The organism is Pseudomonas sp. UBA3149 (assembly GCF_002364655.1).
Classification (GTDB): domain Bacteria; phylum Pseudomonadota; class Gammaproteobacteria; order Pseudomonadales; family Pseudomonadaceae; genus Chryseomonas; species Chryseomonas luteola.
Map to the genome: position 1 here is coordinate 1 of NZ_DEYV01000034.1, position 15,436 is coordinate 15,436.

Sequence of the window (15,436 nt, forward strand, 5' to 3'; positions counted from 1 at the left end):
ATTGAAAAGATCTTCGAGGCCAATCCGAAGATGTTTACCAGCGCCATCGTTGCGCCTACGTACAGTAACCAGTTTGGCGCGGCAGGCCAGATGGACCTCGCCTTGCAAAGCCAGGAGTCACGCTTGCAAACGGCACTGACTCGCCTGGTGGATACCGGCAACAACGTGCAGAGCAAGGCAGCAGAGTCGTCGCGTCTTGCACGTGCTCAAGCCGAGTTGCTTGATCGTCAGCGCCATGAGACCGACCAGTCAGCCACCGCAATCAATGAAATGTCTGCCACCATTCAGGAGGTTTCTCAAAACGTTAACCAGACGGCTCAGGCTGCTGGCGAGGCGGAGTCGCTGGCCCTGCATGGTCGTGACGTGGCGGATGAGAGTTTAGCCTCCATGAGGCAGCTGGCTGGCGCCGTGAGTGAAATTGGACAGGCAGTGGGTGAGCTTGCCGATTCCACCCAGTCGATTGGCAGTGTTGCCGATGTGATTACTTCGATTGCCGAGCAGACCAATCTACTGGCGCTTAATGCTGCGATTGAAGCAGCGAGGGCAGGTGAGGCTGGTCGCGGATTTGCCGTGGTCGCAGACGAGGTGCGCTCGCTGGCTTCACGTACGCGTGATTCTACCCAGCAGATTCACCAGATCATCGAGAACCTGCGTTCAGGCGCGCAGCGCGCCGTTGCTACAGCAGCCAAGGGCGAAGAGGCCTCACGGCAGAGTGAAGAACACACGGCAGCTGTACGCGAGGCACTGGAGGGTATCAGCCAGGCGGTCATGCGAATCACGGCCATGAGCCAACAGATGGCTACGGCGGTAGAAGAGCAGAGCCATGTGGCAGAGGACATCAATCAGCAAATTACCCGCATTGCCGAGTTGTCCGATCACAGCACTCAGCAGTCACAGCAAGGTGCCGTGCTCAGTGGTGAGCTTGAGCAGATGGCAGTCTATCTGCGTGATCTGGCAGAGCGCTTCAATCGTTGAAACCTCCTCCGGCAGAATAGTGCTTAGGTGTTAGGTCGCGGAATGAAGGGGTTAGTGTGGTGAACCACAACAAAACTATGGACTGAAATCATTTTTTCTTGCGCTAGCGGTGAATCTGACTCATCGATTGCCAGACGATTAGATATCACCATTCAGACCGTATTCAAATGGCGCCTTCGCTTTTCGCAATGGGGACTTGACGGGCTTAGTGATGAGCCCAGATCTGGACAGCCTAGCTGTATCAGCGACAAAAAGGTCCAGGAAGTCGTCGACCGGGCCAGGCAAACCAAGCCTGAGGATGCCAGTCACGGGAGTTCGCGCCGCATGAGTAGGGCTACTGATGTATGCAACGTATTTGGTGAGCGTTTGGCCTTAAGCACCACCCTGAGCAGACGTTCAAACGCTCAACCGATCTGGCCTTCGTGGATAAGGCCCATGACATCGTTGGGCTTTACCTGAACCCACCGGATAAGGCTCTGGTGCTTTGTATCGATGAGAAAGGCTAGGTACAGGCCTTGGATTGAGCCCAGCCAGGTCTGACCAACCGAATCGCGTTTACGCCACTTGATCACCATCTTTGAGAACCCGTCTAGGGGTTTAAGCTATAGCGCTTGCTTAGCGTCGCGATCGAGTCCTGCTACGCGTGCATTCTACTCGGAAGGTGTGCGTGTTCGTGGCGCGTTTATGTAGAACTTAAGCCATGGATACTCCTCCGATAGAGGTGCATACCATAACCCTTCCTACCTGCGGCCAAATAAGTAGTCTTACTTACAAGGATCCGGTCCCACTAGCTATTTGCTGGGGAGGGGGGAATAGATGGTCAGTAGAGAGTATGCAGAGTCATGAAGAAATCTGATTTTTCGCGATGTCATCGACCTGTAGTCTAGGGCATATCTTGATCGCTTAAGCTATGCATCTACTTCTATGGTTATTACTTATTAATGCAATCCATGCACAGCCAGACAGAGATGTAGGTTTTAGCATTGTACTGAAGAGTACAGGAGCGTACCTGTTCGCAGTGGTAACAGGCCAGGCGACGTGCCTTGGCTTTTACTGGACGAACCTTGTTTTGTACGTTCGCAGAACGAGCTGGCATGACTGCTTCCTTTGCAATTTGGCTTACTGGCACCCAGGACGGAGTTCAGTAATGCAACCGGGGCAAATCCATCTCAACGTGTCGCATTCAGGATGCAGGATATACATACATGCCTTTACCTCATCACATTCCTCACACTCGACACGACGAATGAGCACATCGTCTATGTCTGCATCTGTCTCGTACATCGGTAAATCCCTTACAACGCAATACTTGCTCTTTGAGCTATAAAGGCGCAGCGCCTCAAGCTCTTGGCAGTGATCGTATGACAACCTATTCATAGAAATGTAACATGGAATGCTTAGTATCCTATCGTCTGAAAGACACTTCTGAAGGTTTAGCCCTGCTTTGCAGGGCATTTTTAAGATGATAGCTCTATCACCTCTGCGTTCTTCCCATTTCTGCCTTCTGTTTGTGTAGGTGCGGTGCTTAAAGCCGCGATCTAGAGCCTACCGCCTGTAACTTTTCCTGCATGAAGGGTGGTCAGATCAGCGAGGTTAACGTAAACAGGGCTTTTGACGACGAGACCGTATTACCTCGCTTTATACAGCTAGTGTTTCTCAACGACGCCAGCGTGTTTGCCAGAAGGAGATCACCAATGAGCAATGACCTTGAGAGCTACCTGTTACCTCTTGAGCGGCAACTCAAGCTGGCGGCACTTGGCTGCGGCTACAGGATCGTAGACTGGATGGAGGAGGGGTCAGTGCCGTTGGTGGAAGGCAAAACGGACAAGCCTGCGCCATGGCGGCCGCATCTTGATGATGGTGACTCGCGTCAGCTTCAGATAGCCATGGAAATTCATCTCACCTTTGGCATGTGTTCAGAGAGTGCTGGTCGTGTTGCCAGGATCAGCTGCCCCACTGCCGGCATACCAGGCGAGGGACGATTTGAGTGGAAGGTGCCACTCAATGAGGTCGATACAAACGAGACTATTCGAGCGCTCGTATTGCTTTGTGCAGCCTACCGTATGCAAAAACTACTGGACCCTGACAACGGCTCAAACGTTGTTTTGCTCAGGAAACACTGGGTACGCTAAGCTCAATCTCAATTCCCTTTGCAGGCAGACGGTAATGAGTGAGCGATACACTATCATGTATCGTGACCAAAGTTTTCGGTTGTTGCCGCCTGGATATTGCTGGCCATTGCGCCTATCTAGCTCAAGAGATTGGCTTGAGCGGTTTTATTTTGTCGGCACCCTTTTATTACCTTCTTGCTCATTCAACTACTCTCGCAATGTAGCCTGCATCCCTCTAGAAATAAGTCATGCTACCCACGAGCTCTTTTAACAATAAGAGTTTGCTCAAACTCGCCCAACATTCTGTCTGTAAGATTTCTGTCCTGATCATCAGAGAGGTAGCAGCTACTCACTAGCGCCCCTGTATGGCTTGTAGCCAGGATTAGAACGCCATTCTTGGTTTTTTCAACGTGAAAGGAGCAGTAATCAGTAAATCGAGATTGCAACTGTTTTAGCCTGTCATCCATATCAATGACTTAAGGAACCTTCTGAGTAGTATTAAATTGGACCTGTTTCAGACAGGGTATAAAGAACATCCTGAAAATATACTATAGCAATAGTAACGAGCGCATATATCCGTGCGAGTCTGATTACTATGCAGCCCCTGTAGATTTGTCCCCTGAAAGAATACCTCTTGCAGAGTAATTTTCTGCCATCCGCTATAGGCCATAGGGCCTGACTTAAAAACAGGCAGTGATCTTTATTTCATTCTAAAGCCTACAAAAATAGCTACAATCCTTAAGTAGCTACCATGAGACGATAGTAAATTCTATCGCTTTGAAGTCTTTGATTCTGAAATTGCAGTCGTTAGAAAAAAACGATGAATACAGAGCGTGGCAATATCCATCAATGCCCCATGACTCGAGACGCTGTTGATTGTGAATGACGAACCTACGATACGTATGCTGCTAACAGATGTGCTTGGGGGTTCAGGCCCTGCCTCTGACATACATATTGACCTCCTCATCTCTAACGTTGGCCTGCTTGGGGCATGATCGGTTGAGAGATGACTGATGCAGCACGTGAAGTCCGGCCAGGCCTCAAGGTATTGCTTATCACTGGATACGCTGAAAACACTGCAATAGGCAACAGTCGTCTGGAGCCGGGAATGCAGATTTTAACCAAGCCGTTTGCGGTTGATACGCTTGCCCTACGGGTTTGTGAGCTGTTAATGAAATAGATGGAAACCGAGCGCTGGTAGGATGAAGATGGCTAAGGTGTTTAACTAGGATTATAATCATAACTAAAGGAGCCAGCCTTCAGTTTGGCCGGTAAGGATAATGCCCGCCAGATGTTCAAATTGATCATCTTTAAGACCTCCCGCCTCGTGGATACCTTGAAGCAGCAATTGAAGCCTTAACAGCGCAGTCGCCTCTGCGTCCATGATAGACGTCCGATAGCTGTCTATAACCTGAGCAAGATAGCTTTTAGGTCCTAGATAGTTGATGGCTTGCTCAAAAAGTCGCTCGATCCTATACGAACGGTAATCATGGGATTGGCTAGAGTTTGGGATCATCGTTTCTAACCGATATGCATTGGTCTAGGTTAAGTGAGAGATGTGCCTGAGTCAGTTAAAAAGAGCTGCCGCAGTATAGGGGCATGTACTCATACCTGCGGCAGCTAACAGAGGATCAGGCAAGATCCTTATTGCTCACAATAAAAGACCAGCACTTATTCGTCAGGGTTTCCAACCGCTTGTCTATCGATCATTTGCTTGATAAGCAGATCTCAAAATGTTGACTTACCAGTCATCTTTTCGCGTACAGAAAGGGTATCGGAAATGATAAATTTCTATGTCTTCGACCTCTCGGTACGAAGCTAGATCTAGTGATGTTTAAGCCTTTGTGGAATTGACACCTTGAGTGACCCTTTACGTGTCGTGATGCAACGTGTTGCTCGCGAGCTGTACCCGCTGCGCTGTAGGTACGAGGCTTTAGCCGAAAGTCATATGCTGCTTTCGGTCTATCATGCAGTAGAAAGCACCGTGATCTGTTCCTGCTATCTTTCGGTAGAAGAGCTGAATAAACCAGGTGTTGTTGATGGCTTCATTCAAAAAGCTCTTGCCCAGACTGACCAGCGGCGCACAGTTGATCAGAGCTAGACAGGCATCAGGCAGATCTTTGGTCTAAGCTATCTGGCAAATAGCCAGATGATTGATAATTCGAAAGATTATGCCCTTGCGACGTCATATAGAGCGCCTGGTTCAGGTGTTCGATCATACCTATGAAATCAAGGCTCAGCCTGTAAGCGCCGATGAAACATTGCTTTGTGTAAGGACGCAATCAGGTGAAACGCTGCTGAAACGAAGCCTTAAGCCCAGCCACATTGCAAACAGTGCTCTTCTGGATATGATTATTACCGATTGCGAAAGGGCGATCAGGCAGCACGAGACGGCTCAGGATGCGGCAGCTGTAAAGGCTGAGATCCGAAACCTTTTGAAAGAATCCAATAGCTAGGGATAAGGCCAGGATCAGGGAAGAGGGACCAGCTCAAAAACAACACTGTCATGTACACGAGTAATGGTAAGGCCTGATACGACACCTACAGGTGTTCCGTTGATAAAGAGCTTGCTCTCTCGTATCTCGCCTGTAGGGAGGTCTCGACTTTTACCTTCAAAAAAACGGCTTTGATGAATCTCAGCAAATCTGATTCCATCACATCGGACCTCATAAGAGGCGTTTGGGTTGAAACTGCTAAAATCTGCCATAGCTTTCCTGTCCGGCTAATCACCTGTGAATTGTAAATGCTCAATGTTTTGAGCATTTCAGTCCAACCTGGAGATGGCTGGCTTTTGTCATTTCTAAAATAACTTTAGAACATGTATCCAAATAGCTATACATATTAGCTATTTTGTACAAGATTCAAGGCAATTATTATACAAAATAGGTGTCCGGTCAGGTACTTGGAACAGGCTGGCTAAATTCAAGTCCTTGAATCCATTGCCGAAGCTAATTTGATGACCCTCATTTATGTCTACCTTGGAATCCGCCAGCGCAACGCCTCCTACCGCGGTTCTTTGCGAAGACGAAGAGCTGGTGCGTGAATTGGTGAGAGACGTCTTGGAGATGGAGGGATTCTCTGTTGCTTCATTTTCGACAGCGGATGCTGGATGGGATTACCTGCAAAACCATCTCAACGAGGTTGTACTGCTGGTTTCTGATATCCGTATGCCGGGACGCCTAGATGGCATAGACCTGGCGCGTCTTGCAGCAAATGCCTGTCCGGAGCTGCATGTTGTCCTGTCCTCTGCCTATTGTGCAGGCGCTGATCTACCACAAAGGGATCATTCGTTTTTCTTGTCCAAGCCCTGGAAATTAGAACACCTGATACAGGTATGCCATAAGACAATGGAAGAGCTCAAAAGCAAAGGCGATAGTTGAGCAAACGCGTCTGTTTGCTGCTTACAGCAAGACCATGCAGGTTGCGAAAATGCTGAGCACTAAGGTCGTACCGATCAACAAATAAAGATGATGATTTCTCTTTAGGGTTACATTTGATAGGGGAGGGTGATCAGGTGAACTCGTATGCAAAGCCTTCAAACTGTCCATACGATAGCGTAGGTACAAGGCTTTAGCGAAGGCTTCATCACCTTTCGCTTCTGAAATAACCTTAGCCCATAGGCTGGGTAATGGCCTTCCCAGGGTAAGCTCCATGACTATCTGCCTGTGGAAGTCTTCTTCCTGCATTTTTTACCTCGATAAAAAGAAGAGTTAAAGCTATCGGTTATGGCAAGACGAGCTTGAAGGAGGACTGCCGGCATACTGAGCGTTGAGCCGGCACGATGAAACATCACGACCTCAACTTGAGATGCTCGTCTGTTGAAAATATACATCCGTGAATGATTATCAAAGGTCTATACTGTTCCATAATAGGCGCCTACAAGCGGTGACGATATGGAATCGGTAGATCGACTGATCGTTATCGGCACCTCTGCAGGAGGGTTCAACGGCCTGCACTGGTTGCTGGCCAAGCTGCCCCCTGATCTAAAGGCTAGCGTGCTGGTTGTGGTGCACATGAGTCCCAACGAGCAGGCGCTACTTGATATCCTCTCCCAACACACTCAACTACCTATCCGCTATGCAAAAGAACTGGATCCCCTTGTTCAAGGTGAAATCCTGCTCGCTCGGCCTGACAGGCATATGCGTGTTGAGAACAGGAAGATCCGGATCGTGTACGGGCCCAGGGAAAACTTTGAGCGGCCCTCAATAGACCCATTGTTTCGCTCTGCTGCGATTGAGTTTCGAGAGAATGTCATAGCCGTAACCTTGCCCGGTGACATGGAAGATGGTGTGCTGGGCATGGAGGCCATCAAGTGCCATGGCGGGATCACCTTGGCTCAGGACCCGCTTGAAGCGGTCAGTCCCTTTATGGTTAACAACAGGCTTGACCATAACTATGTCGATTATTGGCTTCCGATTAACCAGTTAGCGGCAAAGCTGGTAAGCCTAACCAACGAAGCGGTCGAGCCGTCGCAACAGAACGTAGACTGGGTAACGACAGAAGATCAGGTATCCAAGCAGCGATCCTCAGGCATTCCTGAATTGAGCTCTATTGCTGAACCTTCTCCGTTTGGTTGTCCAGAATGCCGGGGCGTACTCTTTGAGATCAAGCAGAACGGGCCATTTCACTTTCGCTGTCATGCAGGTCATGCCTATTCTGCTGAGATGCTCTCTAAAATTCAGGAGCGGCTGGCTGAAGAGGCCATGTGGTCTGCAACCCGTGTATTCGATGAAAAGGAAGCCTTGCACCTTCGGCTTGCCGAGCAGGCTCGAAAGAGTGGCCAGTTAGAGGGATATGAACGACATCGACGAGAGGCAGGGAAGGCACGACAATGTTCGGCTCGGCTGCGCGAGATGATTCGCCTTCACAACATTTAAGTGTTTGGGCCAGAGCTATAAAAGACACTGGGCCGACTAGGTGTTTTTTCGATACTGTGCAAGAACGCAATCCGAGCTGTAGCTTACAGCCTCAAAGGACCATTCGATGAACCTACGTTCGAATGGATGTCGAAACAGTGTATAGTCCTGCCTCGGATACAGTCAGGTCATCCGATGAGTTTCTAAAGTACATCGTATCGTGGAGGTTTATATGACTAAAGAAGACAACCTGTCTCGCGCAGTTGCCCGAATTGGTGCCTCTACCGCCGCTGCGATGGCTATTCTGATTTCGTCCGACAGCCAGTCGGCAGAAACACCCGTTTCAAACATAGGCTATTTCATACAGGGATCAGAGATATCCTTGAATCTTCATAAGGTTCTTTTGGATATGCAGGAAGGAGCTGAAGTCCTCAACGAGATATTGGATGAGGTCTTGCTAGCAGCCATGAATGATCCCCGTAAAGCCGCTAGGTTTGATGTCTCCCGAATGGCGTTATTGGTCGACATGCTGCGGTCATTGGAGCATCATGTGCGTAATGCTACTAATATCGAGCTTTCTAGCAGTGAACGTAAGGCGTTCGCTCGATGCCTTGCTTCCATAAGGTCAAGAGCCGTAGATATACTTGATTTTAAAAAGCAACTTCAGGCACCTGCTGAGTCATATCGAAGTGACATTAACCTTGGCGGTCTTGCAGCTTTGGCGGCACTAGGCACAGAAAATCTTAAAAAGATAGCTGGTTGATAGTGAATGAAGGCGATTGTTCGTATCAATCCGCGTACCTATGATTCCTTTTTTGCTCCAGTCGCCAAACAATATCCAGGTCTTATTGATAAGTTGATCAGAGACTTCAAGCGCTATGTCGATAGCGACAGGGACTATCAGCCATCCTATTTCGGGCGGGATTGTCCCTATGTCGAGCCGCCCCTGGCATACTCTTCTCGGCTTATGCACTTGCACCTTAATCTTTCTCCTAGCGGGTTTCCTCACAGTAAGCCGAGGAATGATAGAACTAGCGACACCGCGTTAGTGTATGTTCGAGGCGAGTTGGACGATTATCAATATAGCCTACTTGCAGTATTTCACCCGAATGCACATCATCTCGCCAGAGATAGTAAAACGATGAATTACTTGGCGCGAATAGCCAAAGATTTTCGAGAAGAGTATTAGAAACTTACTGAAAGTTCTCCTCAAGCAGGACTATGTTCACGCTCGATAGACAATCCTTTCAAAACATATAGCCTCCAGCGCTTCACCTTGAGCGAAATATAAATAGCCGCTCGACGGCATGGCGCTTACAATAGACTAGTTGATAAAATAAAATCCCTGCCTTGAATTGTTTGTCTGACGTAGCGGTATCAAGGCGTGATTAATAATGTATTGAAAAAGTCGAGTCAACCTTCCTGAGGCCTAGAGCTACTGGACTCGCTGATCCCCTGCCCATGTAGTGGTGTAGCGTTATCCATCCTCCCCCAACCAGACCTAGAACGATAGCAGACACACCGTCCACCAAAGCGTAATCTCATTCAGCTTAATGAATAGTCATTCTCTCTTTCAGCTATGAAGCATCAAGCTAGCAACTAACTCACGAAATAGACCTTATACTGGCAAGCTAGTATCTTTACTTGAATGTGAAGTCCATGCTTGGAGTTCTGTGAATATTATTGGATAGTGATATGGAATAGTTAAGAAGGGACTATCGGATGTCTAAACTTGGTATAGCTGCACTTCAGCTTGAGCGTAATTTAGGAAGCCTGCCGGTTTATGTTTACGATTTAACCTTTGTCAGTTCTCCCAGCGACCAGGAACCCATTCAGCTTACCCGAAGAGGTGCTAGCCAATTAAGCTGGGTGAATCGGCAAACAGCTATCACTGATTTTGGACCCTTTAAGCTCGTTACAATGCGGCCGTTGTCTGCATATGAAGCAAACTGGCAAGGTGTTCACTGTGTCGTTCAAGGAGAAAGGGAACTAACGTTAAGTTCTGAGAATGAGCTACACCGCGAAACGATCAAACGCTTAGTAAACCAGTGTCTAATGCAAGGTACAAGGCAGCTAGCCAACGTAAGTAACGGCGCGATGCAGGCCGAATATGGGCAAGGCTATCAGGTTGAATTGATCGATTGTCTGGCTTCATCAAGGGTAGCGGTGCGCAATGAGTTTCTAGACGTCTTTCAATGTTTGAGACTTGTACCTGAGGTTCTTCCAGACGGAAGTACGTTGGTAAGCTTTATGGTGCGTCACCGTTTGCTTCCACGTGAACATATAACGTTAGACTGGGTTATCAAGACCCGGCCTGAGTGGCTCGAAAGCATCAAAAGGGTACGGCATCGTTATTCATCCCAAGGAAAAGCTCCTGGGTCAGCAAATTTTATTGCAATTGAGGAAAGCCGCTCCGCTCAATCCCAGATCTCCACCGCTCAAGGGAAAATCAGTCTATTCGACTACCACGACCAGCGAGGCAATATCCTGCCTGGCGAGAAAGGCCTAGCGTATGTCTCATCCGTTGTGAAAGTCAGCTACGGTCGTAGTAAAGAATCATTTGAACATTTAGCTACTTTATTACAGCCGATGTTCGACTTTGAAACGTTACAAGGCATCGATGGTAAGCTTTTGGAAAGGATAGCTAAGGGTCTGAAATGGCCCATTGCTGATCGACTTGAAGCGGCTGCGCAACGCATCAAAAATCTAAAGGTCGGTGAGCTGGCGTGTGGACTTACAACTGTCAGAAATCTAGATGAAAGGGTGCAGTACCTTCGTCCTCCAATCAGGTTGCGGTTTGCTAATGATAAGATTGGTGATCATGAAAAACTGGTTACCAAGCATGGTGCATTCAGGGGCATGCAACGCGAGCTTGTTGTTCCTATAGTGATTGGTGGAACAAATGAGGAGCAACAGGCGGCTAAGCAACATTTCTACAATGTAGAAAAGATATGCCAGCTCTGGTCTAGCGAGTCTCCAAGGTGGAAGCAGGTTCCCTCAGCAAATGATGAATTGGAGCTTGATGCTCGCCTATCGTCTAAGACTCTTCCTGAAGCATTACTTTTTATTGCTTTAGGCCGAAATGCGAACAAGCAAGCTATTCGAAATGTGGCTTATCGGTATGGACTTGCTACGCAATTCATGCGCTTAGATCATCCAGCGCGTATCTATCAGCAAACTTATTATAATAACTTAGCTGCTGGGCTGTTCAGTAAAGCTGGCGGCTTGATCTGTGGACTTGATGAAATGCCAGGCGATACAGATCTTTTCATAGGGCTGGATCTTGGGGGAGTTGGCCAAAGGCTCCCCGGTACCGCCTTTCTGTTTACAAGGAGCGGAGCTCAACTTGGCTGGCAATTAGCTGAGGCGCAAAAGGGAGAGCGAGTAGAAAATGAAGTACTACATGACTTACTGGAGCGTAGTTTACAAGCCTTCGTTAGAGCGAACGACGGTCTCCTACCTCAACGGATAACTCTACATAGAGATGGACATTTATACGAATCTTTGGATGTAATCAAACGCGTTGAGCAAAAGCATAATGTAGGCATTGATGTGTTAGAAGTGATTAAAAGTGGCTGCCCACCACTTTTTCGTCGGAGCCAAGGTCCAGAGGGGAAAGCCATATATTCCAATCCGGAAGTAGGAGACGCTTTCGAATTAAGTGGATTAGACGAACTGATAGTTGCGACCTATAGCAGCCAGGACCTGGGACAAGCTTGGGGAGATAAAGTGACCGTTCGTCCTCTCCGCTTAAGAAAGCGCTACGGCTTAACCGATCTTCATACTCTAGCCAAACAGGTAATCCTATTGAGCCGGATTCATGGCGCTTCTTTGTATCGTCATCCTCGCCTACCAGTGACGACACATCATGCAGACCGATTTGCAAGTTTAAGGCAGGAATGCCATTTAGATGATCTTTCCAGGATGGATAGATTATGTCCTGTATACCTATAACAGGGAGAGGTTGACTAATTTAACTATAGTAAGCTTTTCAAGGAGGATTGGTCTTAATGTAAGGTTTGCTACCTTATGTTTTTAGGTATTGGGCTACGCTTTAGACCAATCTTTTCCTGTAGCATCGCTTTAATCTCGCCAATTCATCTAGGACTGTCCGTAGAGTCCCATAAGACTATTCCTGAGTTGTAGAGGGCCTACCGTAGGTCAGTTAGACCCTGCTCTAATCTAGATTTTTATATTGAGATCATTCACTAACGAATCGGCCAGCATCCCGAGTGGGTTTTCCCAACAGCCGCCGCACAGGCTGTATTCCCGGCAATGCTATTGGCCGCGTACTGGCTACCCTAAAGGTTCACATGGCCGTCCCGCATAGCTTTCGCGCAACCTTCAGAACCTGGGCGGCGGAGACCACGAACTATCCGCGCGAGGTGTGTGAAATGGCGCTGGCGCATACCTTGGGCAGCAAGGTAGAAGCGGCCTATAACCGTGGAGATCTGCTGGAGAAGAGAAGGGGGCTTATGCAGGAGTGGAGCGGTTTTCTTGATACCCGTCATTCGCCACCGGTCGATGGCGGAACAGACATCCAGAACAGCCGTATCTACGAGTAGAACTGGGACCATCCCACGATAGAAAGGCTAACAAAATAGAATCCATAGCATACGATCTCACCGATACGACTTCCTCCCTTGATGCCAAGGTAGGCTCTCTTGAGGGGAAAATACGAACTCACTAGGGCAAGGATCAAACATATAGCAGCAACATCCGTTGGTGTTGGCGTCATGTTAAACGAGGCGTAATCACTCCATGCGAAAAGCAAAAAACTGACGCTATAACTCCCGTAACAGATCAGCTCTCCGATGCCGAGTCCCCCTTTGACACCAAGCTGGGCCTTTTTCAAAGGAAAGTATGTGCTCAGTACTGCAAGCACAAAACATACGCTAGCTATGTTCACTACTGTTGTTTCGTTCAAGCTATGTCCCTCACTGTCTCATCGCCCCGGCAAATGTGCTAGTCATCGCAACCAAAACACCATGCCACCTTAACTATCTTGCCACTCCCGAACATGCCATGACATGACAATGGCTGGACAACACAGGACTCCGATGGCGAAGTAACGCGTAATATGGTCAGGGTCGCCCGCAGCGGTTGTACCGAGGTAAGCCAAATAAACAGTTTCATAGCGGATGCCGACCCAGATGGCCAATATGACCCAAAGCACAATAACCGACCACCCGACGAGGAGCTTGAGCGAAAGGCTGGTAGTTTTCACATGTTTGCCCTCTGGTTAGGTTTAGCAGGGCTCGCCCAACTGACGAGCAAGTCTTTCTAGAGTAGAGCCGTCCAGCCTCTTGGTTTTACCGCTGCGTCGTAGAAGCAAATGGACCAGACCTTTTCCCCCTATGTATGTCGCCAAACTATGGAAAGAAATTGATACCCCAAAGATTCACATTATCGTCTGCCTTCCATGCGTGCTAAGGCTACTCCAAGCGCTGCACAGGGGCCTATCCAGAGCGCTAAAACCACAAGCAGCAGACTTTTGATCCTGTCTCCATACCCGTCTTCAAATTCCTGATGGGTAGCAAGGATGGTGTTCTGCCTTCTTACTGCTGTGGCATGGAATTCAAAGAACGATTCCCTTGTAAGGGCTCTGCTATACGCCTGCTCGTAGTGTTCGAGGCTGGGCAGCTCGGGCAGTACAGGCATGGGTCGAGTCTGCTCTGGCCAGCTCAGGTACGTGGCGCCTGCGACCAGCGCGGTCCACAGTACACAGGCAGCAAGCCAGCCCTTAAGGAAGCGGTGAGTGTGAAGACTTTGGTTAAGCCTCCTTTTGCTCGAAACCTGTATAGCTACCCGCTCACGCTCCCTCTCAATCGATGCTACCGCTAACTCTTGATCGGACGGCATTAACAGCATCAGCCACAAGATAGCTATCGGTGCGACCAGAAAAACACTCAATAGGTAGTCGGCCATAGTTTTCCTCGGACTGAGGGGATGCAACTCAAAGGGAGAAACTCGTACCGGGCAAAATAGCCCGTATACGCAGGGTGCGCCGTTTAAGAAAACCAGCTAATAAAAGCAATACCCCACTGCCCGCGGCAATCAGAAGCGAAAACACGCCAGCAAACACTGAAAGCAGAGCGGGTATGCGTGACGTCTGCTGATGCGACTGAGCATAATCCCTTGCTACGACCGAGCGTGGCTCGCCATAGGCCGCTAGCTCGATCGCATAGAGACTTTCGGGATCAGCCTGAAAAGGCAGTGGCGTCTCTCGGCCTACGACCTGATCGGCAAAGCGCTTCACAACCCTGCTGTTTTCCTCAAGCCACTGCTTGTCCGCTTCACGCACTGGCTCTGGTAGCTCTAGCCCTGTCTGGTACCTGACAATCATCTGCGCGAGCACGTATTCAGCCGCAAGAGGGCCGACAGGCTTTTCTTTCCAACGGGCGCTCTTGAGTTGAGCTACGACCTCTGAAATATTCCCGGCTTGCGCTGCAGCACCAAAACCATTCCTGTCTGTCTTGTTGTTTGTATATGGGGCCTGGCCATCATTTGTGACGGCAATCAGGCTGGGAGGTATGTCGACACGTGACAGCGGGTGAGCTGGTTTGATCAATAGGCCGAAGACAAACACACCCGCCTGAACCGCCGCCAGACAGCCGAACGCCCATAAGAGCTGGCGCGCCTTGCGCTTAAGCAGGCGGCTGCGAGCTTCAAGCTCATTTACATCAGGGCTGAGTGGATGGTCAAAGTGGCTCATACCGCCTGCTCCTGCTCCACAACATCGCCCAACAAACTACGGATGCGATCAGCACGACCTTCAAGCATGGCTTTAATGAGGAATACACCTGTACTGAGCACCAGCAGCACTGCGAGTAGAGCGATCAGCAGGTTCTCCAAAGCTGCAAGGATCGCCAGCTTCCAGCTTTGGCTGGCTTCATAATCAATCGCTGCCTGTGGGTATGGCTTGCTATGGACAAAGTGAGCAATGGCGGAGAGGTTCTGTGCGTCAATCTCAAACAGTGCCTGTCCTTGCCTGGCGACCAGAGTATCGACGAAGCGCCTGGCAATACCACTGTTGTAGCGATACCACTCTCTGGTTTTCTCAAACGATCCTTCTCTGACTTCTGGATGGCTGTGGTAGCGCACAATCATCTGGGCAAGCAGGTAATCAACCTGGAGCGAATCAACACTCTTACCGCTCTGGGCAATTGATTTGAGCTGATGCTCGACATCACGGGCTCGTCCTTCCTCAACCGCCGAAGTAAAGGTGGCATAGCCCGATGAGTCAGAACTTGACGGGCCATCAATCCCAAGTGCTTTCATGGCAACTGCGGGTCCTACCATGATCAGAAGCGGAATAACGCCTATCTTCAAAGCGGATGCAAATTCTCCTGACCAAAACTTAATGCCGGTAATCATGAGGGGTATAAGAAGCATCACGGGCTCGGGAATCCTGGTCAGTACTCCAAGTATTTCGCTCTGGACGGCTTCAAATACACTTGTGACGCCAGATCCTGAATCATTGATAGTGCTTGA

14 protein-coding genes and 2 pseudogenes are annotated in these 15,436 nt (G+C 49.0%); 12 read left to right on the forward strand and 4 right to left on the reverse strand.

The features are described 5' to 3' along the window. The 12 genes and pseudogenes from B3729_RS20585 to B3729_RS20640 all read left to right on the forward strand — a co-directional run. The coding region (locus B3729_RS20585) for a methyl-accepting chemotaxis protein (RefSeq protein ID WP_286788865.1) at nt 1–975 on the forward strand (975 nt) is incomplete at its 5' end. A gap of 84 nt (nt 976–1,059) precedes the next feature. Further along, nucleotides 1,060–1,475 (forward strand): annotated as a pseudogene (locus B3729_RS20590) (helix-turn-helix domain-containing protein); the annotation flags it as partial. A 1,194-nt stretch (nt 1,476–2,669) separates the two neighbouring features. Continuing rightward, nucleotides 2,670–3,107 (forward strand): hypothetical protein, encoded by a 438-nt coding sequence (locus tag B3729_RS20595; RefSeq protein WP_286788866.1) that lies wholly within the window; start codon nt 2,670–2,672, stop codon nt 3,105–3,107. 842 nt (nt 3,108–3,949) lie between these two features. Beyond that, nucleotides 3,950–4,266, forward strand: a pseudogene (locus B3729_RS20600) (hybrid sensor histidine kinase/response regulator); the annotation flags it as partial. A 702-nt stretch (nt 4,267–4,968) separates the two neighbouring features. After that, the gene (locus B3729_RS20605; RefSeq protein WP_286788867.1) at nt 4,969–5,187 is read left to right on the forward strand and encodes a hypothetical protein; all 219 of its coding nucleotides are present in this window, start codon (nt 4,969–4,971) and stop codon (nt 5,185–5,187) included. A gap of 76 nt (nt 5,188–5,263) precedes the next feature. Next, nucleotides 5,264–5,542 carry a hypothetical protein gene (locus B3729_RS20610; RefSeq protein ID WP_192812095.1) on the forward strand — a complete coding sequence of 93 codons (279 nt, stop codon included), beginning with the start codon at nt 5,264–5,266 and terminating at the stop codon, nt 5,540–5,542. Between the two features lie 513 nt (nt 5,543–6,055). Beyond that, a complete protein-coding gene (locus tag B3729_RS20615; RefSeq protein ID WP_286788868.1) occupies nt 6,056–6,466 on the forward strand; it encodes a response regulator in 411 nt (136 codons plus the stop codon). A gap of 513 nt (nt 6,467–6,979) precedes the next feature. Beyond that, on the forward strand, nt 6,980–7,963 hold the full coding sequence (locus B3729_RS20620; protein WP_286788869.1) for a chemotaxis protein CheB: 984 nt from the start codon (nt 6,980–6,982) through the stop codon (nt 7,961–7,963). Nucleotides 7,964–8,174: 211 nt separating this feature from the next. Further along, complete coding sequence (locus B3729_RS20625) at nt 8,175–8,705, forward strand: hypothetical protein (RefSeq protein WP_286788870.1); 531 nt, start codon at nt 8,175–8,177, stop codon at nt 8,703–8,705. Between the two features lie 6 nt (nt 8,706–8,711). After that, nucleotides 8,712–9,131: a type II toxin-antitoxin system YafO family toxin gene (locus tag B3729_RS20630; RefSeq protein ID WP_286788871.1), complete on the forward strand. Its 420-nt coding sequence runs from the start codon at nt 8,712–8,714 to the stop codon at nt 9,129–9,131. A 533-nt stretch (nt 9,132–9,664) separates the two neighbouring features. Next, nucleotides 9,665–11,896, forward strand: coding sequence for an argonaute PAZ domain-containing protein (locus B3729_RS20635; RefSeq protein WP_286788872.1), 2,232 nt, complete (start codon nt 9,665–9,667; stop codon nt 11,894–11,896). A 278-nt stretch (nt 11,897–12,174) separates the two neighbouring features. Further along, the gene (locus tag B3729_RS20640; protein ID WP_286788873.1) at nt 12,175–12,507 is read left to right on the forward strand and encodes a tyrosine-type recombinase/integrase; all 333 of its coding nucleotides are present in this window, start codon (nt 12,175–12,177) and stop codon (nt 12,505–12,507) included. 431 nt (nt 12,508–12,938) lie between these two features. On the opposite strand, the gene B3729_RS20645 is transcribed toward B3729_RS20640, so the two are convergent. From B3729_RS20645 to B3729_RS20660, 4 genes are all read right to left on the reverse strand, one after another. After that, entirely contained in the window at nt 12,939–13,169 is a 231-nt protein-coding gene (locus tag B3729_RS20645) for a hypothetical protein (protein ID WP_286788874.1), read from the reverse strand. Nucleotides 13,170–13,348: 179 nt separating this feature from the next. Further along, nucleotides 13,349–13,870, reverse strand: a complete 522-nt coding sequence (locus B3729_RS20650) for a hypothetical protein (protein WP_286788875.1) — start codon at nt 13,868–13,870, stop codon at nt 13,349–13,351. Between the two features lie 28 nt (nt 13,871–13,898). Beyond that, nucleotides 13,899–14,657, reverse strand: a complete 759-nt coding sequence (locus tag B3729_RS20655; protein WP_286788876.1) for a hypothetical protein — start codon at nt 14,655–14,657, stop codon at nt 13,899–13,901. Continuing rightward, nucleotides 14,654–15,436 (reverse strand): hypothetical protein (locus tag B3729_RS20660; RefSeq protein WP_286788877.1); only part of this gene is annotated, 783 nt, incomplete at its 5' end. The genes B3729_RS20655 and B3729_RS20660, both read right to left, overlap by 4 nt.

Excerpts from the sequence above, each read along its gene's own strand:
- B3729_RS20595 (WP_286788866.1), top strand. The coding sequence starts at position 2,670 with ATGAGCAATGACCTTGAGAGCTACCTGTTACCTCTTGAGCGGCAACTC.
- B3729_RS20650 (WP_286788875.1), bottom strand. The coding sequence starts at position 13,870 with ATGGCCGACTACCTATTGAGTGTTTTTCTGGTCGCACCGATAGCTATC.
- B3729_RS20625 (WP_286788870.1), top strand. The coding sequence starts at position 8,175 with ATGACTAAAGAAGACAACCTGTCTCGCGCAGTTGCCCGAATTGGTGCC.
- B3729_RS20655 (WP_286788876.1), bottom strand. The coding sequence starts at position 14,657 with ATGAGCCACTTTGACCATCCACTCAGCCCTGATGTAAATGAGCTTGAA.
- B3729_RS20620 (WP_286788869.1), top strand. The coding sequence starts at position 6,980 with ATGGAATCGGTAGATCGACTGATCGTTATCGGCACCTCTGCAGGAGGG.
- B3729_RS20630 (WP_286788871.1), top strand. The coding sequence starts at position 8,712 with ATGAAGGCGATTGTTCGTATCAATCCGCGTACCTATGATTCCTTTTTT.
- B3729_RS20605 (WP_286788867.1), top strand. The coding sequence starts at position 4,969 with ATGCAACGTGTTGCTCGCGAGCTGTACCCGCTGCGCTGTAGGTACGAG.
- B3729_RS20615 (WP_286788868.1), top strand. The coding sequence starts at position 6,056 with ATGTCTACCTTGGAATCCGCCAGCGCAACGCCTCCTACCGCGGTTCTT.
- B3729_RS20635 (WP_286788872.1), top strand. The coding sequence starts at position 9,665 with ATGTCTAAACTTGGTATAGCTGCACTTCAGCTTGAGCGTAATTTAGGA.